Raw genomic sequence first — 22,642 nt, forward strand, 5'->3', positions numbered from 1 at the left:
ACAAAAAATTTGAACTGACCGATTCGGCAGCGTAAATCACCTTTTGCCCAAGAGGCTCAACTGTAAGGAAGGTCCTTGACTTTTACAAATTTATTCCTAGTAGGCTTGGTGTGCTGTTTCACACTCTTCATTGCCTCCCCTTCAAGTGCAACTGAAGCCTATGCAGAAAAGACGGGGATAGAATGTGAAGTGTGCCACCTTGATCCTCTGGGTGGTGGAGTACTCACTGAGTACGGCAAAGGTTATCAGCTTTCTATTTCTCCCGAAACATTACACACCAGGGATAAACAAAGCGCATTATCAAGAATTATTCGGCTCATATCTTTATATATTCATATAGTTACAGCCTTTATGTGGTTTGGGACCATTCTCTATGTTCATTTAGTTTTGAAACCTGCATACGCGTCAAAAGGTCTCCCAAGCGGTGAGGTTAAAGTTGGCCTGGTGTCAATGGCAATTATGGCGGCAACAGGAACCATATTAACATATTTCAAAGTTCCATCTATGAGCCAAATACTCGAATCATATTTTGGCATTCTGCTTCTCATTAAAATCATTATTTTCTCCATAATGGTTTCATCAGCTCTTTATGTTGTATTTTTCTTAGGGCCGAAATTAAAGAAGAAAAAAACTGCACTCGCTCCATCATCAAGCAATCTCACATTTGAAGAACTGGAAAGTTTTGACGGAGAAGAAGGTCGCCCAGCATATTTTGCGTATATGGGGAAAATATACGATGTGTCTCAAAGTAAACTGTGGAGAAATGGAAATCACATGAAGAGGCATCAGGCAGGTGTTGACTTAACCAAAATTCTTTCCCAAGCCCCTCATGGTGAAGACAAAATACTCTCAATGCCAGAGGTAGGCACAATTTTAAAAGTTGCAGCAAAACCTAAAGGAGATTTGCACCAAAAAGTCTTCTTTTTTATGGCGTATATGAACCTTGGACTAGTATTTACAATCTCACTTATTTTGGCCCTATGGAGATGGTAATGGATAAAAATCTGCTAACGCTGGGCAAAGGACAGCACCAAACAAATGTTGAGAAGGATACAACATGACTGCCCACCTCTCCAGGGAACAGCAACAGTTCAACGTTGCCATGGATAAGTATGAAAAAATTTATGGCTACCAGTTGACTGGCCATGTCGTCTCTTTTGTGAATACGACCCTTCAGGCTGTGCTTGCCGTGCTTGCGTTTCAGCAATCGATAGGGCCACTCAAACATGTACTGACCTTTGCGGCAGCCTATGTGCTTGCTGATTTCATCAATGGTCTGGTGCACATGTACATGGATAACAACAGTGACTATGAATCGCTGGCTGGTCCCCTGGTTGCGAGTTTCCATCTGCATCACAAGACCCCTCGATATAAGCAGAAACCAGCCGTTGTCGTGTATTACCATGAATCCGGCTCCAAGATATGGCTGGCTTTCTTTCTCTCACTTGCGGTTGCAGGCGTCTGGCAGGGCGTAATAAGCGGCGTTGCCGCGTATGGGGCGCTGTATTTTTCAATCCTGTCATCGATTGCCGAGGTGTCGCATTACTTCTGTCACTCACCTCAGCCCAAGATCGTACGGTTCCTGGGCAAGGCGAGAATTCTCCTGCCCATCCGACACCACATGCGGCATCACTTTGAAGACAATATAAACTATGCATTTCTCAACGGCATGACTGATCCATTTCTCAATGTCATTTCCAAGGCCATGTGTCGAGGCTACAAAAATACTACGGATTTGCATTATGCAATGTATACAGGAGTTGGCACGTCGAACAGATAATCAGAGGGTATGGGAGTATTGGCGGCAATGCGGCTGACATTACTCCAAGAAGAAAAGAATGGCTTCATTTTTTAAGCTGCCTCACAAGCATATCCAGGCCGACACGGCTGAACCGCATATCTGATCCGCACCATTAGCAGAGAAATGATGAACATCCGAATAGCGACGAATCAGGATCGTGACGATATCAGAACGGTTTATTCGTCCGCCTTCCCCAAAGGCGAGAGTGAGATTGTCGCGAAGCTTGCCATTGATCTACTTTCCGAAAATACGACGCCACAAACGATTTCCCTGATTGCCGAAACGGACAACTCAGTAGTGGGTCACGTAGCGTTCAGTCCTGTCGGGATTGATAACAATGAGAATTGTCAGGCTTATATTTTGGCGCCGCTGGCAGTGCATCCCGATTACCAGAAACGCCACATCGGGTCGACGCTAATCGAATACGGCATGCAGCAGTTGTCAGGCATGGGAGTAAATGTCGTCTTTGTTTATGGTGACCCAAAGTATTACGGAAGGTTCGGCTTTAACGCTGATACTGCACGCAACTACACAGCACCTTACAACCTTCAGTATCCATTTGGCTGGCAAGCCGTCGTTCTCAACGAATGTAATCTAGAAAAAGCACCTGTAACAATAAGCTGCAGTACCTCTTTGTGTGACCCCACATTATGGTGATCGATCTGCTGACAATCGCCGCGACTTGCCATCCGCTTGCGACCGATTCACGGCGATTGAGTGCTACAAAAATCTATCCATTGTTTTGAAAGAAAAATAAAGCAACGTCATGAATACGGCCGCGCTGACCACATCTTTCACCTGTTCCACATCGGAATGATAATGTCCCCTGGCCAGCATATCAACCAGGTATTCGATCAGCCGGTGACGCCATCCCCTCACTTTGCTAAGTTATCAGACGAACAAGATATCTTGCCACGTTCTCCCTTTCATTGCGAAGAATACCGCAGCTCTGAAACCTTATCTCGCTGGTCTCCCTTACTACCCTCTTCAGCGCTTAAGGATAGTTTTCCCTGATAGAGCAACCCGGCAACCAAAGCCGTGAAAGGTGCTACGGTTACAAGTCCGAAGCTGCCCACCAGAATGTTTAGTATTTCGGCGGCCACAAACGGGGCGTTAAGGATGTTGGCCGCCGGGAGACCCTTGGCCATAAACAGCAGAAACATGGTAATGTGGCTGCCTGAGTAGGCCAGGAGAAGGGTGGTCGTCATGGTGCCGATAACCGCCCGACCAATTCGCAGGCCGGAACATACATGGGCAAACAACCTGATCTCCATATGGTTGCGTTTAATTTCGTCCATGCTGGCGGCAATATCCATGGCCAGGTCCATGACCGCTCCGGAAGAAGCGATGAAAATGCTGGCAATAAAGATGTCGGTAAGACGGAGAGAATAATAGCCTGAATACAACAGGGTTTCGGCAAAGGGACGAATGGCCCCGTGCAGGGCAAACCCCCTTGCGAACCAGACAGCCAGGCCACAGGTGAGCAGAACGCCCAGCATGGAGCCCGTAAAGGTGGCAATCCCCCGCCGATTAAGACCACCAACTGAGAAGGTGATGACTGCGGTGAGCAGCGCCACAATGACAAGACCGGTAGGTAAGGGTGGAAAGCCTCGCAGCAGCAACGGGAAAAAAAGCTTCCACAGCACCATGGCCGCGAAAATGAACGAGAGGACAGCTTTCAAGCCCGTGACCCCGGCAACGCCAAGGAGCAGCAAAGCGAAGAGGCCGATAAGAACCATCTGCAGCCGCAGCCGATAGTGGCCACGCGCCATGCCATGGGCCAGTTTGTCCTCCACCACATCGTACTCCACCAGCACGACCTCCCCGGTCTTGTAGAATTCATCGAACTCCATTTTTCCGGTCAACATGTTGACAATGGCAATTTCCTGCCCTTTATAGGGGCCGTTCAACAAGCGCACGGTGAAAAACTGTTCTTCGGTTTTGACGATGAGGTTCTGCCGCACTTCGCTGTTGTCCACGGCTGTGATCAGACCGCGGGCGTGAAGTCCGCTCGGCGACTGGGAAATTTTGGCCAGATCCATAAAGGATAATCCAATACAAATACCGGCAATAATCAGTGAAAAGAGCCATTCGCGCCGTAAGGCAGACATGGAACCTCCTCTGTTAAGCAAAAAAGGAAAACAGCGCCATAGGATAATGGCGCTGTTTTATCATAGGAATACTCCGGATTTTTACTTCACGATCGGCAATGCCGGAAGCCCCATGGCGTTGGCCAGTTTTTTGGCGATGTCAGTATTGTCATAAAAGCCGGCAAACAGCTTGTCCCGCACACCCTGGGCAAAAATCGGTACCGGCACACCGGTGTGGGAATAAGATGTCCACCCGATGCTTGCTTGCTCGTTGAGGATATGGGTTATGGTTACGATAATCGGATTGTAACTGCCGTAAAGAAATTGATTTTCGGCAGCGGTGTTGTCGTTGGCACCGCAGAGGGATTTGTCATAGGCGTCTTCGAGTTTTTCCTTCTGATAATCGTTGAGCTCGTCCCAGTCCAGGCCGAAAACATCATACATCAGCTGCAGCATTTCAGCATTATTTTGCAGGTTGTCTGGATCGGCCACGTTCGGGCAGGTGCTTGCCGCCCATGACGCCTTATGGTCCGCCCACTGATTAACCCCAAAGTACTGAAAGCTGTTAACCTGGCCCAGCAGCCGGTCATAGTGAGCCTTATAGGCCGTGGTCGCGTGTCCGATGGTCATGCCGCCGGTCTCGTGATCGCCGGTGACAACGATCAGGGTCTCATAAGGGTGCTGATTGTAAAACTCCAGAGCAACGCCGACAGCATTGTCGAAATCGAGCATGTCACCGATGGTGGCCCTTGCGTCATTGGCGTGACTGGCCCAGTCGATCTTGCCACCTTCCACCATGAGGAAGAACCCGTTGTTTTGATAGGAGTTACAACTTCTCCTGTGGTTTTGCTTATACTGTTGCTTGGCATAGAGATTAGCAATAGCAACCTCAGTCATCTCGGCAAGCGACAGATTGGTGTCGGGGCGGTCGATGTCGTAGGGCATGGCCGCGGAGTCCTGCAGCCAGGGGTTGATGCAGATAACCTTGTCTTGGGGATTATCCTTGAGGGCCATGATTGAATCACGGTCGTTGAGTACCTCATAGCCGTAGGAACGAAGGTCATCAGCATTTGCCACTTTCAGACCGCCGCCGCCGAAAAATTCGTAACCGGATTCAGCAAGCTGGATATCGATATCGCCATAGGAACCGCGACTCGCCACGCTGGCGTAGTAAGCCGCCGGGGTTGCATGGTCCAGGGATACGCTGCTGATGATGCCGACCTTCTTGCCACTCTCATGAGCAAGCTGTGCAATGCTCTTGTAGCTGGTGGCCTTGGTTTCATCCATGCCGATGACCCCGCTCATGGTCTTGAGACCGCAGGCAAAGGCTGTGGCCGAAGAGGCCGAGTCGGTCATCAGGGCGTGGGCGTCGTAGGTGGTCTGCATGCCTACCACCGGCATCTTGCTAATATTCAGCCGGTTTTCGGGCTGGAGCAGGTCGGTGGCCAAGGTGGCGGAACCGCCGTTGACCGTGGTCAGGTAGGCTTCGGTTGCCTGAATATGCGAATTTGCCATGCCGTCGCCGAGGAAGAAAAAAACATATTTCAGTTGAGCGGCACCGGCCATTGACGCCGAAAAAAGAAAGGCGCTGACCACTATTGAGGTTATCAGATTTTTTTTCATTTTACAGTTGAGCTTCATTTCCCATCCTCCTTTTCAGTGAAACGGTTGTCTCTTTTTCCCAGACTATCCCAGGTAACCGGAAGGTTTCTTCGACCGAATCCGCGTTGCATTGGAGAGCATCAATACCCCACACGTTTTTGTCACACAGACATTTCGAGCTCATGTACCTTCCTGTTGCCAGCAATCTACAGGGCAAAATTTAACTTTCGATTATGATCTGATTAAAAACTCGTAATTTTTCCATTCAGTCGACTACAGGATCAGATGAGCCATCCGCGCTGTACAACAAAAAATATGTAGTCCAAAAGGTTGGAGATAGTGGGAGGGGATGAAACTTTTGATTTTGACGGGAGTTTAGCCTTTGAGGTTGAACATCTTTATCGAGAAAAAAACTTTATTCATGAGATGGGAGGTATGAATAAAACGTCAATAAAGCGTTGAAGACCTGCTGTCGGATACCAATCCTGTTTAAAAGCAGGCTTAGAAACTGACCCGCAGCCCCAGATAGGCATTGGTATTGTCCTGAAACTGGCCGAAAAAGGTGTGTTCGTCGGCACCGAAGAAAAGATTCGCCCCTCCTTCCACCAGCCAGTAGTCGTTGATTTTATAGCTGATAGTGGGCCGCAGATAGGCATCATTATCGGTGGGAGAATAGTAGGTGAAACAAGAGAGAATAAGGTTCTGGTTGAGCAGCAGGCGGGTCAGCCGCAGGGTGATGACCGACCGCAGCTCATCGGCCTTTTTCGCCCCGGCCGGCAGGCTTCGACGGTAGTTCTTATAGTCAGCCATAGCTTCCAGATAGTACTGGATACCGCCGGTGAAATCGCGGCCCAGCTCCCGTTCATAGCCGGCCAGAAAACGCCACTCGCTGTTCCTGATCAGCGGGTCATCCCCCTGCCGATCATCCCGCGAATCATAATAGCCTGCCTCCAGGTTACCCAGGCCGCCCAGCAACGCACCGCGCATACTGGCCCCGTAGATCCGCAACATGGGGTAGATCAGCCGACCGGAGACCGGGTTCAAGCCCTCCGGGGTTTTCCAGTAGCCCTGGTAGCCGTAAAGGGCCAGTTCCACCCCCCTGATGGTTCGATGGAGGCGGAAAGCCCACTCATCTTCAGCAAAAAATGAGTCGCGGTCCTCGTCAGGGAAGACATAATCCCGCCCGGCAGTGCGGCCGAGCACCGGATTCCAGTAGGAAAGCCGCTCGCCGTCAATATAATCTGAACCGTTGAACAGCGGTACGTAGACCAGGTCGACATTCACCAGATCAAAAAACATGCTGACCTTGACGGCATCCGAAGGCGCTTTCAGATACTCGGCATCACGGCCGATGAAAAAAGATTTCCAATCCTTGGGGAAAAAATCATTGATAAAGAGCAGGTCGCCGGTGCCCCAGGTGAGCACCTGGCGGCCAAGCTTCACATCCATGAACTCCAGGGGAAACAGGAGCAGCGACAGCTCCCGCAACTCACCCTGGTAATCATCGGTCACCGTATCAGCCAGCAGATCGCCCTTGGCCTTGATGATCCCCCAGCCAAGATCGGACCCCAGTTCCAGCTGCAGGCGGGCCTCGGCCAGCGAGGTCTGCTGCTCATAGTCATCATCCGCCAGCCGCCCGCCGCCGCGCAGCTCGAAAAAACCGGCGCTGTCAATGCCGAAATCCGCAAGAGCATCCTTGAAAGCGATCATCCCCCCGCTCTCGGCCGCAGAACTCAACGGCATGAAGCTGAGCATGACAAGCAGCACCAGCAGGACGTGAACCGAAAGCGGAGCAGGCCATTTCCTTTGCAGCCCAAAGCCGGGCGCTGATCGCTGATGGCTGGCGATCATCGCACTTCCCGGGGCGGCCGCCGCAGATAGCGTTCGGTAAAGATTTGTTCTTTGAGTCCCACATCGTATTTAATTTCGCTGAACTCACTCACGGTCTGACCGCCGCCGGTCAGATCCCGCACCCGCGACTTGACAACGGTCGGATATCCCTGGATGTCACGCACTTCCAAAGCCTCCACCACCCGGTAGGGCTGGGCTTCCTTGTCGCGATATTCCGCCTTCATGGGCATGAAGGTCTGCCGATCAATCCAGACCACGTAGGAGGAAAACTCCACCGTTTCCGGGTCTTTCGGGATATTCTTGAGGACGTAATGCTGTTCCGTAGTCTCCAACAGTTCATGGGTATCTTCGGTGATGCTGCGGCCGGAAACATCCTCGTAGAGAAAGTGGGAACCGACAAAACTGGTACGCTTGTCCGAAGCGGCAATCCGCTTTACCAGGTCAAGGGCCGGCAGATAGAGCCAGCGGTCATCATCGCGATCAAGATATTTATGCACCAGGTAGACCATTTTACGGACATCGGCAGGCTTGTTGAAATAGACGTAGAATTTCTGTTCGCCGCCATCCTTGACGTCATAGCGAAGAATAGCAAATTCCCGCTGCCGTTCGCGGCCCTGGGCATCGGTGATCGTCATCTGCACCGTCGCCCGGCCGTCGGCCCCGGCATAGTAGGCGGCCAGGTTGGCCCGTTCAACAATGTCGGTCACTGACAGTTCTTCGTTTGCCGGCGCCGTGACCCCCAAACTGGCGACCAGCAGCCAGATGAGCACAATACTGAAGATTCCTCTTTTCATGATCACACCTCCTTAAGCGCTTCGCACCCGGCATTCACAACCAAACCGGGAGCACAATCAGCTCAGTTTACGAAACATCACGTTCTGCAGCAGGGTCAGTAACGACGGAATAATGATCATCGTCGCCAAGCCGGAAATCGCCATGATGCTGGCCAGGAACAGGCCCACGGTTTTATAGGGCATCAGCGGCGCCAGCAGCAGGGGGGTGAAGCCGATGGCAATGACAATGACATTCCGGCTGATGGCCCGGGCCGGTTCTTCAAACATGGCCCGGGAAGCCGCCTGCCAGCTGCCGGTCTTTTTATAGGCCATCCGCGATCGTTCGAGAAAATGGATGGCGAAATCCACCGCCATTCCCAGGGTCAGGGACGACAATACTGCCACCGGCATATCATAATCCTTGCCCACCAATCCTATAATTCCATAGATCAGGGCGATGGTCAAGGTCAGCGGCACCATGGCCACCAGTCCCCAGATCAGCGACCGGAAAAGGAAGACCATCATCACCAGGACGACGACAAAGCTGCCCAGCAGGGAATTGAGCATCCCGGAAACCATCTTGTCCTGCCAGACCACGTTCAGATAGGTGAGGCCGGCCCACCGGTGCTGCAGCTCGACCGGCGGCGGGTTGGCGGCGAAAAACTCCTCCACCATGGCCACCACCTTTTCCATTTCCTGGTTATCCCCCGAGCGCAGCTGCACCCACAGGTTGGCCTTGGCAAAATCAGGGGTGATGAGATGCCATAAATCAGCCGGCTTGTGGCTGTTCTGAAAGGAAATCAGGCATTGGGCCACCGCCGCCGAACTGTCAGGAACGCGAAACTGCTCTGACTGGCCGGCATACAGCTCCTGGTGCACCTTTTTCACCACATCAACCACCGAATTGCTTTTGCCCACCGTGCCGCTGGCGGCCAGACGCTCCTGCAGCGCTGCCACATAGCGCAGCACCTCGGGACGCTTGAAGATTTCATGGCGCTGCTGCTGGTTTTCCACCACGTCCAGCACGATCAGCCAGGCATCATAGGAATCGTCATCAGCCTGGTCCAGCTGCCGTTCACCGGCATCTACCAGGGATGTGATCAGGGCATCAGGGTTGGCGGCCTGGGCGGCCAGAACAGCCAGTTGCTCCCTGGCTGTAGCCAGCACTGCCGCGCCATTGCCAACCGTTTGCAGACGCTCTGCCAGCGTTTTAGCCAACGTTTCACTCATCCCGGCGACCGTTTCCTGTTGGCTTCCACCCTCAAGTACCAGGTACGCTTCATAGGTGCCGCCGAAGTGCTGGTTCAACACCCGGTCGGCAACCCGGATGGGATGTTTTTTAGTAAACCATTTTACCGGGTTGTCATTAATCTGGATTTTGGTAATCCCGTATCCTGCCACAGCCAGGGCAATCAAGCTTAGAACAAGAATGGTTTTCGCCTGGTGGTAGGTTTTGCCGCTGAGCCAGCGGAGATGACGGGCAATCAGGTTGTCATGGGGCACCGCGTCGGGGGAGCTGGGAGCACCAAAGTTTTTCAGGCTTTCCTCGCTCATCAGCATGACGTACGCCGGGACAAAAACAATGGTCAGCACCCAGGCCAGCATGATGCCGAAGGCGACAAACAGACCAAAAACGCGCACCGGCGGAATGGGGGTCAGAGCCAGGGAGAGAAATCCGGCTGCCGAAGTCAGGGAGGTGTAGAGCATCGGCATGAACAGCTGGCTGACAACAAAAACAATGGTTTTTCGCCGGTCTTTGACCTTCTGATATTCATCAAAAAATTCCGACAGGATGTGAATGCTGTCCACCACCGCAATGGGCATCAGAAAGATGGGAATCATCGAGCTCATGATATGCAGGGTATGCCCGGTGCCGATGAGCAACCCCATGGTGCAGATGACCGATACCATGGCAATAATCATCGGCGCCAGAATCAATTTCAGCTTGCGGAAGAAGAAGAGCAGCAAGAGGAAGATGAGCAGCATGGCCACCGGAGCCGAAATCGCCATCTGGATGAACATCTCCACCCCGAAGGTATCTTCAGCCACCGGCAGACCGGTGATGTGATACTGCTCGTCGCCGGCAAAGCCGGCAATCTCTGCCTGCAGCTCCTTCTGCACCCGGTAAGCCAGATCTTTACTGGTAATGGGGATGTAGAGGCACAGGGCCTTGCCGTCCTCGGAAACCAGGGTACCGTTCAGCAGCGGGTTGGCCCGGGCCAGATCCCGGATATGCAGCGCCTCCTCCCGGCTTTGGGGCGGTTGGGACATCAACCAGGCAAAACGCACCTGGCCCAGGCCGCCCTGCTCGATGCTGTCTACGTTGCCCGGGGCAATGAGATCGCTTTTGACCACCCCGATGCGGTGGCCGGGATTTTGGGGATCATCCCAGGTCAGCGTCCTGATGAATTCCGTCAGCTCGTGCACCCGGGCCAGGGTCTGCTGATTGAAGACCCCGTCAGGATGGACTTCATTCACCACGCCAAGAACAACAATATCATAGAGGCTGAACTCCTTTTTCACCTGGTGGTGAAAAACCCGGACGGCCTCATTATCAGCCAGCATATTTTCCGGATCCGTATCCACCTGAACCCGAACCATCAGGGCTCCCAAAGCAATTGTCACCAGCACCATCAGCCAGACAACCAGCTTCGGGTGTTTCAGCGAAGCGGCAATCATCCTTTGGCCTAACTTCATGGTTTTCTCCTTGGCAAAAATCAAAAGGGTTGGTTAACACCCACAAACAGGCAGTGAAAAATGCCCCTAGTCGTTATCAGAACAGAAAATTTTTTCCAGAGCAGCCATCATCTCCACCACCCGCGGGTCAACAATCCGGTTATAAACAACATTCGCCTCCTTGCGGAAACCAAGAACTCCCTGGTGGCGCAAGACATTGAGATGCTGGGAGACATTGGCGCCACTGCATGCCATCTCCGCCAGCAGGGCGCCGACGCTGAGCTCCCGGTTTTGCAGGAGACAAAGGATCTTCAGCCGCACCGGGTGCGAAATTGCCTTAAAAAGGCCCGACATCCGAAAAATCTGTTCTTCATTCATGCTTGCACCTTGCAAATATTAAAGCATTTAACTAAATACTTAATTACCTAAGCGCTGTCAAGGGGAAAATTCTCTCCGGTTCGCCCCGGAGGCATTGTGCCAACCCAGGATTGCCAGGACACCATGACAACCACACAACCAGCTTTTATGGGGCAACCGCCCTGGTCTCGGCCAGCCGAAAATCGCCGCCGGGAGCTTTTTGCAGACAGGACAAGCCTCTAAAACCTGACACCTGTACACTCTATAATCGGCTCTTCACTCTTTTTTCATTGTTCTATCACTTCTTTTTTGCTATTCCTGTGACAGAAACAATGCAGTTCTGTTCTAGCTTCCGTATCAGTCGTACACGACCATTGCAGAGGTTTTAGCGTCAACAGGCGGTTTTCATGTTTTTTGTTTCATGTTCAACAACATCTTTTACGGATCACCTCAGGAACAACAACCTGAAAGGAGGAGCTGATGGTAAAACAATTCTTTGCCGCCCTACTGGTGCTGGGAATAATGCTGACGGCGGGACTTCCCTTGACCGCACCACCAGTCGGAGCCGAAACAATCAAGCTGAACTATGCCAATTTTCCACCAGCGCCAACGTTTCCCTGCGTACAGATGGAACGCTGGGCCAAAGAAGTGGAAAAAAGGACCAACGGCCAAGTAAAAGTAACCACCTTTCCCGGCGGAACTCTGCTGGGAGCCAAAAACATGCTGGACGGCGTCATTTCCGGTCTGGCTGATATCGGCTGCTTCTGCCCGCCCTACATCCCCGGCCGTTTCCCGCTGATGGCGGGAATCGACCTCCCCAATGAATTCACCAGTGCCACGGTTGCCAGCGCCACCCTGTGGGATCTGTATCAGAAATATCAGCCCCAGTCCTTTGCCAAGGTAAAGGTGCTGACCATGTTTACCTGTGCCCCGGCAAACATCATGTCAAAAGTTGCGGTACAGAAGACCAATGACCTTCAGAAGCTGGAAATCAGGGGTACGGGAATTTCGGCAAAATACCTCAACGCCATGGGCGCCATTCCCGTCGCCATGCCCATGTCGAGCGTACCGGAATCACTGCAGAAAGGGGTCGTCAAAGGACTCTTTTCATCGCTGGAAGTGATGAAGGACTTCAAGTTTGCCGAACTCTGCAAACATGTGACGATTACCAACGGCCCGACAACCTCCTTTGCGGTAGTTATGAATAAAAGCAAATGGGACTCCCTGCCTGCCGACGTTAAAAAAGTTTTTGACGATCTGGGCAGGGAACAGGCGATCTGGACCGGCCAGTATGAGGATCAGCACGTCGAGGAAGCCATTGCCTGGTCAAAGCAGGAAAAAGGGGTGAGTGTCTATAGATTCTCAGACGAGGAATCAGCACAGATAAAAGACAGCGTCAAGTTCATGACCGACGATTACCTCAAAGAAGCTGCGGCAGCTGGCCTGCCCGGCAAAGAGTTTCTCGATGATCTCTTCACCTTGAAGGATAAATACGAAAAAGAATACGGCAAATAATTCCCGACGCTACTTTAAAAGGAGCAGAATCTCTCTGTGAGAGATTCTGCTCCTTTTTCCCTTCCGGGTATTCAGCCCTAACAGCATCCATCAAACATCACTGCCGTCTCTAAATTGGACCCGATCCATGCTCACGTTAAGAAAGCTTGCTGAACGCATTAACCACCTTTACGTCTGGATAAGCGGCGCGACTCTGGTCATGATGATGGCACTTGGTTTTGGCAATGTCATCTCTCGAGTGCTCTGGCGGCCCATCAGGGGCTCTTTTGAAATCATCGGCTTTCTGGGAGCGGTAACCATTGCTTTATCTCTGGGCTTCACCCAGATCCAAAAAAATCATGTTGCCGTGGATATCATTACCCATAAGTACAGTAAAACCTGGCGGAAACTTACCGCCGCCCTCAGTTATATGATCACCGCCCCCTTCTTTCTGGTGGCGGCCTGGCAGGTAGGTGTCTGGGGAAAGACTATCCTGCAGAGCGGCGAAACCTCGGAAACGTTGCGCATCGCCTATTACCCCTTTATTTTTATTGTTGCCCTTGGCTTCCTTTTTCTCTCATTGACGCTTTTTCTCGACCTCTTCCAGGTTATCAACACCCTGATGATGGATAGAAGGAAAAAAAATGAGCCCTGAAGTTATCGGTATCCTGGGCATTGTCATCATGCTGGCCACCATGTTCCTTCTGCAGATACCTGTTGGTTTTGCGATGGCCTTGATCGGCTTTTTCGGCGTTGGCTACATTACCTCCCCCCAGGCGGCGTTAGGCATGCTCGGCACCGAGCTGTGGACAACGCTATCTTCCTATGGACTGACTATTATTCCCCTGTTCATTTTCATGGGGCTCATCTGTTTCCATTCGGATGTCAACACCAAACTCTACCATACCGCCTATCAATGGCTGGGCGCTACCCGGGGAGGGCTGGCCATGGCCACCGTGATGGCCTGTGCCGGTTTTGCCGCGATCAGCGGCTCCAACACCGCCACCGCTGCCACGATGACTTCGGTTGCCCTGCCGGAAATGAAACGCTATAATTACCACCCGGTTTTGATTTCCGGCTCCATTGCCGCCGGTTCAACGCTGGGTGTCGTTATCCCTCCCAGCATTGTGCTGGTTGTTTTCGGCATCTACACCGGGCAGTCCATTGCCAAGCTTTTTTTCGGCAGCATCATCCCGGGCATTATACTGGCAATTCTCATGATCATGAGCATTTATGTCCTCTGTCAAAAACACCAGGAATGGGGTCCGGCCGGACCAAAAACCACGCTGCGGGAAAAACTGGTTTCCTTGAAGGGATCGCTTGAGATAGTTATACTCTTTACCCTGGTCATGGGAGGCTTGTTCGTTGGCTTTTTCACTCCCAGCGAGGCCGGGGCCGTCGGTTCTTTTTTTGCCCTGCTGATCAGCATCATCCGCGGCACCTTGACCAGAAAAGGCTTTGTCCAGGCAGTTGAGGATACCCTCAGGATATCCTGCTTCATTGTGATTATCATTGCCGGCGCGGTTATTTTCGGCAGATTTCTGGCCATTACCAGGCTGCCCTATGCCATCGCTGAATGGGCCATATCACTGCCGGTACCCAGCTTCGTCATTCTCTGGCTGATGATCATCGTTTTTATTGTCGGCGGCGCAATCATGGATGCCCTGGGACTTTTGCTGATCACCATTCCCATTTTCTATCCGCTGGCGCTGAAACTCAACTATGACCCCATCTGGTTCGGCGTTATGCTGACCATTGTCACCACCATGGGGGCAATTACGCCACCCGTGGGAGTAAACGCCTATATTGTTGCCGGCATGTCTGAAGATCTTTCCCTGGCCACCGTTTTCAAGGGAGTATCCTATTTTCTTCCCACCTACATCATCTGCATTCTACTGCTGGAGATGTTTCCTCCGCTGGTGTTGTTTTTAGCCGGGGGAGTAAGATGATGACCGTTCAGACATCGCCTGGTGCGCTGGTGCTATCCAGGCAGCCAGCCAGCAGCGACTCCAGGGCCAGCTGCAGCGGTTCAGGAATAGTCTCCCCGACATAATACGCCGGCACGGCTGTTACTGGCCGTCCGGCGATTTCGCCGGCCAGCTGCCGGCACCAGTCACGAAATGATCCCAGATCGGCGACCTGCCCCCGCTCCCAGGCATCACTGACCGCCATGGCAGTCTCCACGAACGCCCTGTATCGCGGTTCAAGCAGCAGTTCTTCCAGTGCGCTTGCCAGCCCTTTTGTTTCCACACCTACCTTGAAGCGGCACGCTCTGAGAAAATCATTCACCGAAAGCCCCCGCTCCTGCAGCCGATGAAAAACTGACCGTCCTGCCTGCATCTTGTTTTGCCGGCTGACAGCTTCCATGACCCCCTGATAGACCGCCCTGGCAATCAGTTCCCCCATTTTACTGTGGCCGCCGGTTTTATGAAGCACCGATCCACGGCCCTCAACCACGATAATATTATCAGTCCCGGTACCGGTGGCCTGCAGCCGGCCGGGGTCTTTACTGCTGCGAATATCAAGATCCTGAAGAGCTGCCGTTTTCCCTTCCGTGGCGCTGATCATCGCCCGGGTCATGGCCCGGGGACTCAAACGGCGGTTGGTAAGCAACACGATATTGATGGTGCCGGGCTCGTAATAATACCCCTCTTCAGCACCCTGGCGCATGGCATTGGATCGAACCCCGGCGGTCACCAGGGCATAGACCGTCAGCTCCCGAAACGTTTCCCGTTGAACAGCCAGATTGCGCATATCAGCACCGGTAATCAGCAGGCTGGTGTGATCAGGATCACGACCAAGCAACGTGACCGCCCGGCGCTCAAAGGTTTCCGCCCCCAACTGATGCAGCAGCTCCCAGGCCGGCGGCGGCACAAAGTGATTGCCCACCGTCCTGACCCCGTCACTCATTCCCTCCAGGGTGGACAAAACGGTCATCGGTTCAGCCAGATCAACAACCAGCGTCCGGTGGGTAGAATCAGCCAGGGTGGACTCCAGCACCTGTGCCCGGGAAACGTAAGCCAGATCCAGTTCAAGCGACCTGCTGCCGATAACCGCCTCTGACAGGACCTGCTTGTCAGGATCGCTGAAAAGTTCCGGGTAGATGGAGGATGCCAGCCAGGCAACAAATGCCCCCATGTTAACGGAAGCACGGCAGGTAAGGTCGCAAGGGAAAAAACGGATATCCCCGGAAACTACCGCTGCGACTTGGTTCCAACCTTCTTCCTGGCGCAGTTTTTCCACCAACAGGCGATCGCCATCACAACCGTAGAGAAATTGAGGATTAAACCGCTGAAACTCCTGCTGGCCAATCATGACCACCGCTCCATTCCGGCCCCAGGTCGGCGGAATGCCGCCGGCGGCGGCAATCAGTTCATTTTGAAAGGAATCATCGCCGGGGGACATCGCCACCTCCCGGCCCATCAGCCGCATAACCCGCCGCCGCTCGCCGGCAGGGACACGTGTCAGCTTCCGGTGCACCAGTGCCAATTCCTGCTTGAGCTGGTCCACCAGCGCCGCCGCCGCATCATCAGCATCCACAAGGCGGCCGATCAGACGCATATCATCATAGGCATCGGCGATGGAATCGGTGTGCATCTCCACCACCCGGCACCCTGCTCCAGAAAGCTTTTCTTTTAAAACACGATGCAGGGAGGAGGTAAAAACCAACTCCGGCTGCAGCTCTTTGACCAGAGAAAGCGACGGGGACGCATACCCGCCGACAATCCGGGGAGCAGCCGCTGCTGATGCCGGCATACGGTCATGGAGGGTGATCCCCACCAACCGCTCCTCGGCCCCCAAAGCAACAAGAATCTCGGTCACCCCGGGGACCAGGGAGACAATCCGCCGGGGGGCTGCCGGAATGGTAACTCGGCAACCGGCATCATCGGTGACCGTCAGGGGAAACTCTCCTGCCCCCGCCGCAGTGGACAGCAAGACCAGCAGGAATAATACCACAACGAGACGCCACCAGGCAGTTTTGCAACACAGATCGGTCGTCATCCAACCATCCTCCAGCAAACGGTAACTCGGCTAATTTTCAACAATGCCATCACCATCGTGGCAGCTATGCCATGAAGGGTGCAGGGAGCAGGAATATTTCAGCTTTCCCCAGCGACCTCACACCCTTCATGAAGCTTGCCACTATACCATTACCGAACGTTAAAAATTAAAACGCACCCCGGCCTTATAACTCCTGCCAGCCATGGGATAACCGTTAATAAAAGAATAATTCCTGTCAAAAAGATTATCGATCGCGGCCGTCAGTTCAAGCCCTTTGACATAGGAGGAAGGAAGACTGAAATGCTTGCCCACGGTGAAACTGGCCACCGTAAAACCGCCCTTCTCCACCACTGCCACCGGGTAAACATTCCAATCCTGCATAAAATGGGGGCCATGGTAAACGAGCTGCAATTGGCTGCGAAAGCCATGGTTATCCGCCAGCCGCAGGCCCAACCGGCCGCTTTTTTCACTGACATAACGAAGATTTTCGCGGCTTTCCAGATCTTTATATTCATCCAGATACACAAAGGCGGCAAAGGGCTCCACCTGCCATTGCCAATCAAACCAGGCACCCAAATCCCAGGAGGCCTCCCCTTCGATTCCCCTGATCAGCGCCCCGGTGGTGTTTTTATAGGTACTGATGCTTTCACCAGTATCAGGATCGACGTAGGCGTCGTCAATAATTTTATCGTCATAGTCAATATAAAAAACGTTGGCGCTCAGGTACAGACCTTTTTTGGCAAAATCAATACCTGCTTCATAATTCCAGTTTTTTTCCGGATCGAGACCGCTGTCACCCAGATAATGAACTGAATAGGTCTGCCAGTTGCCATCGCCGTCCTGATACCAGCCGGTGGAATAAAAATCAGAGGCCATTTGTGATGCGGAGGGGATATGATAGCCTTTGCCGGCGGCTGCCCGCATACGCAGATCATTAGTAAGCCGATAGACAATGCCAAAGCGAGGGCACCAGACATCAAGGGTTTCACTTTTGGTCGTCAGGGTATCATATCCCTGGGTGCCAGCGGTTTGCAGATCATAATTGTCATAGCGCAAGCCGAGAGAAATAAGAATTTTCTCCTGCCAGAGAAAAATTTTATCCTCCACATAAATCCCCAGGTCTTCATATTCACCATTGACATTATAGGGGGTCCCAGAAGGTATCTGCCGATTGACAACTTCCTGTTCGTCCCAATCTGCTCCCAGGGTCAGCCGCTGATAGCGGCCCTGCCAGCTGCCCTGAAGCTGCAGGCCATCGCTGTCAATCTCCCGTTCAGTTCTATAGTAGCCGTAATCCCAGGATGGATAGGTGAAATAGTCATCGGAAGCCACATCATAATAGCGCAGCTTCCAGGCCAACCCCTTGTCAGGGGCAGCACCATCATAAGAAACGTCAATCGACTCCAGGTTTTTTTCCGAGTACTGGTCAGCAGCGATCCGCTCAAAAGGGCCGGGATTGCCGATATCCCAATTGTCAACCTTGCTGTAGCTCATCCCCAGGCGATGATGATCCAGAAATGTATATCCCAGGGTTACGTTCAATTCCTGGCTGTCATAGGCGGTATTGGCATAATCACCGTCATCAGCGGTTTTATAATCGTCCCGACTTTCGCGGGCGCCGCTGACAAAAAAGTCAAACCCTTTATATTCTCCCTGCAGTTCAGCGGTCCCGCGCACCAGGCGGTCACTGCCTAGTGTCCCTCCTACTGATCCGCTTGGGGAACCTTTGCCTTTACGGGTAATGATGTTAATTACCCCCCCCATGGCCTCCGAGCCATAGACTGCCGAAGCCGAACCTTTGATGATCTCAATCCTTTCCACATTGGTCACCGGAATTTTGGCCATATTGACCGTTCCGGCCCGCCGGCCATCAACAAGAAAAAGGATATTACTGCTGAATCCTTCGCTCGACATGGGAGAGAGAAATCCTCGAACCTCAACCCGAGAAAGATTGCCAGGATATTTATGGATATGACCAATTCCCTGCTCCACCAACAGTTCATCAACATAGGCCGCCGATGAGTGGAGAATATCCTCGGCATCGATAATCTCTACTTTGCCGGCCACATCCCTGAGTGGTTCCTCCACCCGGCTGGCGGTAACCACGATCTCATCCATTTTCTGCGGCGGCTCAACCCCGTAACCAGGCATCACGGCCATGAAAACCAGAACTATGCTTGCCAGAACAACGATTCCTCTTCTCCGATCCAACCAGTTTCCCAACATCTCTTCCTCCTTTTACCTTACCATTTACAATGCGTTATTTCTGCACCTGACTGATGCAGGCCAAAAAAAATCCCGAAAGCCGCTAAAGCAGCCTTCGGGATTTCCCAGTTTCATCTCGAAGCAGATTCGGAATACTTGCCATAAGATCCGCTCCACGGGATCTCACTCCGAACCAGATTACAAAGCAGGTCTTCTGACTCCCGGCTCAAACCTACTGACCGCGCCTTCCCACACGGTTGGCGTGCAGTGACATAATTGCGGTGTTCGTTGCCGGTTACAGCGGCGGGCCCGTTGCCGAATTGCACGGCATTCCCTTTTATGGCCGTCCTATCCACAGGAAGGGATATTCCGGCCGCTCTGCAACCATATTTTTTTGTCTTGTCCATGAGCTGGCTGCCTGCAAGGCAGCCCATCCGAAACAACCAGCTTCCGTCCGGACTGGGAAGTTACATAGGGCATCAGATAATAAATGTCAAGGACTACTTGCCGTCATCTGCTGATCCACCAGCAGCCACCGCAGCCTAGGAGAAAAAAGATATAAAAAGCCCGCATTGGCTTCAATAAAACACTGTTACGCTTATTAAAAGTTAATATATTCAAATACTTCAATTCTACAATAGGCTTTTCTTCCGCACCAATATGTGCTACCGGAAAACAACTTGATATGCCAGAAGCACTTCTTCTGTTTTGACAAAAAGCCATAGGCCACGGGTAAGGTTGGGATGTTGCCACCATGAGCCACGCAAGTCTCCGTCACTGTTTGCCAACTATACTCCTTCAGACTTATGCGCTGCTCTTGTGTCTCAGCCCTTTCGTGACCACCGCTGCGGGAGGGGAGCATACCCCTTCTTATGAGGCACGCTGCCTGCAGGTTATTACCACCGATGACCGCGGCAGCTCCTTATCCTATCCCAGCAGACTTTATTATGACCGGCATGAGGATGAAATCTATGCCCTCTGCGAGGGCGGCAGCAAGATCATCATCTACACCTCCGATTTTTTTCCGGTTGCCTCCATTGGCAGTGGACGTGGATTTACCCACGCCAAGAGCTGCAGCACTGCCAACAATCAACTCTACCTTTGCATTAGCGATGATACCGGAGGCCATCTGCAGATCCTTGACCGGGCTTTGCTGCCGTCTGGAAAGATCTTTTTTTCCGGCTTCAAAAACGCTGACGCCTTTCAACCCTTCCGGGCCGAAATCATCGATAACCACATCTATGTGACGGGAAATGGCGGTGATGGGGTCCTGATTGCCGACCTTGAAGGCCGTTGGCAGCAGGCCATGGTACCACTTACCATGCACTTGGGCATCCGGGAAAAAGCCCCCATCGAAACCTTTGCCATTGATGCCCCCGGAAACAGAATTTATCTCCTCAGTGAAGAAATGGGCAAAATTTTTGTTTTTTCCCTCTCCGGCAGATTTCTCTATGACTTCGGTGAAAAGGGCGGCTCATCCGGCAAGCTCTCACGCCCGCGGGGCATTGCCCTCGACCAGCAGCGAAACCTGGTCTACATCGTTGATTACATGCGCCACAGCATCAGTGTCTATAGCGACAAAGGAGACTACCTTTTTGAATTCGGCGGCAAGGGATACAGCAGGGGCTGGCTGGCGCACCCGTCCGATCTCTGCGTCGACGGCCAGGGCAGGCTGTGGGTAGCCGATACCTTCAACCAGCGGCTACAGGTTTTCAGCATCGTTGAAAAGTGAATCACGATTTTTTAAAACAGGCTTGATTTGCAGCATACATAACCAATGACCGCGACCGCCTTATGACGCAGAGAACTGCGCCATATCACTCATGGTGGGGGTAAACACCCCCCGGGCAACAAGGGGCGCACTCAAGCTTGACAGCGTAAACCCCTTGCAAATCAGACAATACGTCTTAGATGCAGACCGGCACAATCATTGCTGTATTATATGCCGCTTTCTTTTGATGCTTAGCAATTGGATGACGGATAAAAAGCAGCCAGGGTCCTGGTTGGGCACTAACACTTAGCACCAGCCCCTGATCAACAGCAATTACAGTATCTATCGGAAAAGGAGAGAACAGAAAATGGGCAAAAAATGGATCAGTATAGTTTTCGCAATGCTCCTGGTGGCAATCCTCGCCACGCCCTCGCTTGCTGCGTCAAGCGACCTGCTGGCAACGGACTGCATCAAGTGTCATACCAAGGCTGTAGAAGATATTGCCACCAGCGGCGGCCTGCACCAGACGGCGGTCAGCTGCCTCGACTGCCACGTTGAACACCCGCCAAAGGGAGAGAATGCCATTCCCCAGTGCGCCCAGTGCCACGCACCGGGAGAAAAAGCCCACTACCAGGTGGCCAACTGCATCACCTGCCACTACCCACACCGCCCCCTCAAGATGGACTTGGACGATGCCGGTGCTGAAGTCAAGCCCGTCTGCCTCACCTGCCACGACAATGAAGGCCAGGAAATGGCCAGTTATCCGAGCAAACACGCTGAGCTCAACTGCACCGAATGCCATCCCCAGCATGCCATGTTTCAGGATTGCCTCCAGTGTCATGAACCTCACAGCAGCGAAATGGCCTACCAAGACTGCCTGAGATGCCACAAACCGCATATGCCGACCGTGGTAAAATACGACCAGGAAATTCCTTCTCCCTTCTGCGGCAGCTGCCATGAAAACGAACTGGCCACGCTGGCCAGCAATCAAACCAAACATCATGAACTCCTGTGCGTCTACTGTCACAAAAGCCAGCACAAGACTGTTCCAGAGTGTGTCACCTGCCACGGTGAACCCCATGGCGCCGGCATGCACAAAAAATTTCCTGACTGCCTGACTTGTCATATTGATGCCCATGCATTGACCAGCAAATAAACAGGGGGAAGGGATGAAAAAGTCAGTAAACCAAAAAAATCTATGGACACTCATCTGTCTTTTGCTCGTCTTTCTGGGCTGTGCCACTGTCCAGGAAACCCATGAGGTCGAGGCGGCGGCAAAAAAACAGGCGGCGAACCAAAACTATCCGGCAGAACTGGAAGCCCCGGGCGTCTATCAGCAGGAGGTCGTCCCGCTGACCACGCTGCAGTGCGCCCAGTGTCACTTCAGTGTTTTTCAGAATATCAAGGATCGCGGTGGCAAGCATCAGCTTAACTGCCGCGAGTGCCACCAAACCTTCCACTTATGGCGACCAAGCATTGCTTGGCAGGATGTCGTTCCCCACTGCCAGGATTGCCATGGGGAAGCCCATGGCCCCAATTTTCCCGACTGCCTGGTCTGTCATGCCGACCCCCATGCGCCGATCGCCAGCCTGGAAAACCTTGATGTGCTGGAAAAAGACTGCGGCAACTGCCATGGCAAGCAGAAAGCTGATGTCGATACCTACAAAAGTGCCCACACCGACGTTGCCTGCAGTGAGTGCCACCACACCCGGCATGGTTATAAACCCAACTGCGTGGAATGCCATGAAACACCCCACACAGCCTATAGCGACAATGCCGGCTGTACGGGCTGCCACCCGGTTCATGCCCCCCGGGAAATCCATTACGCCGAGGACACCGGCAATCGCGTCTGCGCCGGCTGCCATGAAAAGATCACCACCACCCTTAAAAACAGCCCCAGCAAACACGCAAAACTGCAGTGCGTATTCTGCCATGCTCAAACCCACGGGGTGATTCCCGAGTGCAGCAAATGTCATGGCACACCCCATTCCGAGGCAATGCTGGGCCGCTTCAAAAACAACTGCAGTGAATGCCACGGCGAGCCCCATGCCCTGACACTGCCGGGACATTAACAAGGTCA

At 52.7% G+C, this 22,642-nt stretch carries 18 protein-coding genes and 1 riboswitch; of the genes, 9 read left to right on the top strand and 9 right to left on the bottom strand.

Features of this window, described 5'->3' with window-relative positions; translation table 11 throughout:
• The first annotated feature begins 105 nt into the window (after positions 1 to 105).
• The 3 genes from JXO50_03535 to JXO50_03545 all read left to right on the top strand — a co-directional run bounded on the left by JXO50_03535 (position 106) and on the right by JXO50_03545 (position 2,458).
• Entirely contained in the window at positions 106 to 993 is an 888-nt protein-coding gene (locus tag JXO50_03535; protein MBN2332159.1) for a cytochrome B5, read from the top strand.
• Between the two features lie 64 nt (positions 994 to 1,057).
• Entirely contained in the window at positions 1,058 to 1,780 is a 723-nt protein-coding gene (locus tag JXO50_03540; GenBank protein ID MBN2332160.1) for a hypothetical protein, read from the top strand.
• 147 nt (positions 1,781 to 1,927) lie between these two features.
• The gene (locus JXO50_03545; protein MBN2332161.1) at positions 1,928 to 2,458 is read left to right on the top strand and encodes an N-acetyltransferase; all 531 of its coding nucleotides are present in this window, start codon (positions 1,928 to 1,930) and stop codon (positions 2,456 to 2,458) included.
• Positions 2,459 to 2,521: 63 nt separating this feature from the next.
• Here JXO50_03545 and JXO50_03550 read toward each other — a convergent pair whose 3' ends face one another.
• From JXO50_03550 to JXO50_03580, 7 genes are all read right to left on the bottom strand, one after another.
• The gene (locus JXO50_03550) at positions 2,522 to 2,680 is read right to left on the bottom strand and encodes a diacylglycerol kinase (GenBank protein ID MBN2332162.1); all 159 of its coding nucleotides are present in this window, start codon (positions 2,678 to 2,680) and stop codon (positions 2,522 to 2,524) included.
• A 47-nt stretch (positions 2,681 to 2,727) separates the two neighbouring features.
• Entirely contained in the window at positions 2,728 to 3,912 is a 1,185-nt protein-coding gene (locus JXO50_03555) for a YibE/F family protein (GenBank protein MBN2332163.1), read from the bottom strand.
• 81 nt (positions 3,913 to 3,993) lie between these two features.
• The gene (locus JXO50_03560; GenBank protein MBN2332164.1) at positions 3,994 to 5,514 is read right to left on the bottom strand and encodes an alkaline phosphatase; all 1,521 of its coding nucleotides are present in this window, start codon (positions 5,512 to 5,514) and stop codon (positions 3,994 to 3,996) included.
• A 480-nt stretch (positions 5,515 to 5,994) separates the two neighbouring features.
• Entirely contained in the window at positions 5,995 to 7,305 is a 1,311-nt protein-coding gene (locus JXO50_03565) for a hypothetical protein (protein ID MBN2332165.1), read from the bottom strand.
• A gap of 35 nt (positions 7,306 to 7,340) precedes the next feature.
• On the bottom strand, positions 7,341 to 8,138 hold the full coding sequence (locus JXO50_03570) for an outer membrane lipoprotein-sorting protein (GenBank protein ID MBN2332166.1): 798 nt from the start codon (positions 8,136 to 8,138) through the stop codon (positions 7,341 to 7,343).
• Between the two features lie 57 nt (positions 8,139 to 8,195).
• Entirely contained in the window at positions 8,196 to 10,814 is a 2,619-nt protein-coding gene (locus JXO50_03575) for an MMPL family transporter (GenBank protein ID MBN2332167.1), read from the bottom strand.
• Positions 10,815 to 10,880: 66 nt separating this feature from the next.
• The gene (locus tag JXO50_03580; protein MBN2332168.1) at positions 10,881 to 11,171 is read right to left on the bottom strand and encodes a winged helix-turn-helix transcriptional regulator; all 291 of its coding nucleotides are present in this window, start codon (positions 11,169 to 11,171) and stop codon (positions 10,881 to 10,883) included.
• 459 nt (positions 11,172 to 11,630) lie between these two features.
• Between JXO50_03580 and JXO50_03585 the strand changes: the two genes are divergently transcribed.
• The 3 genes from JXO50_03585 (at position 11,631) to JXO50_03595 (ending at position 14,593) form a co-directional block, all read left to right on the top strand.
• Positions 11,631 to 12,665 carry a TRAP transporter substrate-binding protein gene (locus tag JXO50_03585; protein ID MBN2332169.1) on the top strand — a complete coding sequence of 345 codons (1,035 nt, stop codon included), beginning with the start codon at positions 11,631 to 11,633 and terminating at the stop codon, positions 12,663 to 12,665.
• A gap of 127 nt (positions 12,666 to 12,792) precedes the next feature.
• Positions 12,793 to 13,299 (top strand): TRAP transporter small permease, encoded by a 507-nt coding sequence (locus JXO50_03590; GenBank protein MBN2332170.1) that lies wholly within the window; start codon positions 12,793 to 12,795, stop codon positions 13,297 to 13,299.
• Positions 13,289 to 14,593 carry a TRAP transporter large permease gene (locus tag JXO50_03595; protein ID MBN2332171.1) on the top strand — a complete coding sequence of 435 codons (1,305 nt, stop codon included), beginning with the start codon at positions 13,289 to 13,291 and terminating at the stop codon, positions 14,591 to 14,593. Before JXO50_03590 ends, JXO50_03595 begins: the two co-directional genes overlap by 11 nt.
• Positions 14,594 to 14,600: 7 nt before the next feature.
• Here the strand turns inward: JXO50_03595 and JXO50_03600 are convergent, their stop codons facing one another.
• Together JXO50_03600 and JXO50_03605 are read right to left on the bottom strand one after the other, a co-directional pair.
• The gene (locus JXO50_03600) at positions 14,601 to 16,646 is read right to left on the bottom strand and encodes an adenosylcobinamide amidohydrolase (GenBank protein ID MBN2332172.1); all 2,046 of its coding nucleotides are present in this window, start codon (positions 16,644 to 16,646) and stop codon (positions 14,601 to 14,603) included.
• Positions 16,647 to 16,805: 159 nt separating this feature from the next.
• Complete coding sequence (locus tag JXO50_03605; GenBank protein ID MBN2332173.1) at positions 16,806 to 18,872, bottom strand: TonB-dependent receptor; 2,067 nt, start codon at positions 18,870 to 18,872, stop codon at positions 16,806 to 16,808.
• A gap of 165 nt (positions 18,873 to 19,037) precedes the next feature.
• Positions 19,038 to 19,247, bottom strand: a riboswitch (cobalamin riboswitch).
• A gap of 439 nt (positions 19,248 to 19,686) precedes the next feature.
• Here JXO50_03605 and JXO50_03610 point away from each other — a divergent pair.
• The 3 genes from JXO50_03610 (at position 19,687) to JXO50_03620 (ending at position 22,634) form a co-directional block, all read left to right on the top strand.
• Positions 19,687 to 20,583 carry an NHL repeat-containing protein gene (locus tag JXO50_03610; protein ID MBN2332174.1) on the top strand — a complete coding sequence of 299 codons (897 nt, stop codon included), beginning with the start codon at positions 19,687 to 19,689 and terminating at the stop codon, positions 20,581 to 20,583.
• A 346-nt stretch (positions 20,584 to 20,929) separates the two neighbouring features.
• Positions 20,930 to 21,718: a cytochrome C gene (locus JXO50_03615; GenBank protein ID MBN2332175.1), complete on the top strand. Its 789-nt coding sequence runs from the start codon at positions 20,930 to 20,932 to the stop codon at positions 21,716 to 21,718.
• Between the two features lie 13 nt (positions 21,719 to 21,731).
• Positions 21,732 to 22,634: a cytochrome C gene (locus tag JXO50_03620; GenBank protein ID MBN2332176.1), complete on the top strand. Its 903-nt coding sequence runs from the start codon at positions 21,732 to 21,734 to the stop codon at positions 22,632 to 22,634.
• The last annotated feature ends 8 nt before the right edge of the window (positions 22,635 to 22,642 follow it).

It is taken from the genome of Candidatus Anaeroferrophillus wilburensis (genome assembly GCA_016934315.1).
Classification (GTDB): domain Bacteria; phylum Desulfobacterota; class Anaeroferrophillalia; order Anaeroferrophillales; family Anaeroferrophillaceae; genus Anaeroferrophillus; species Anaeroferrophillus wilburensis.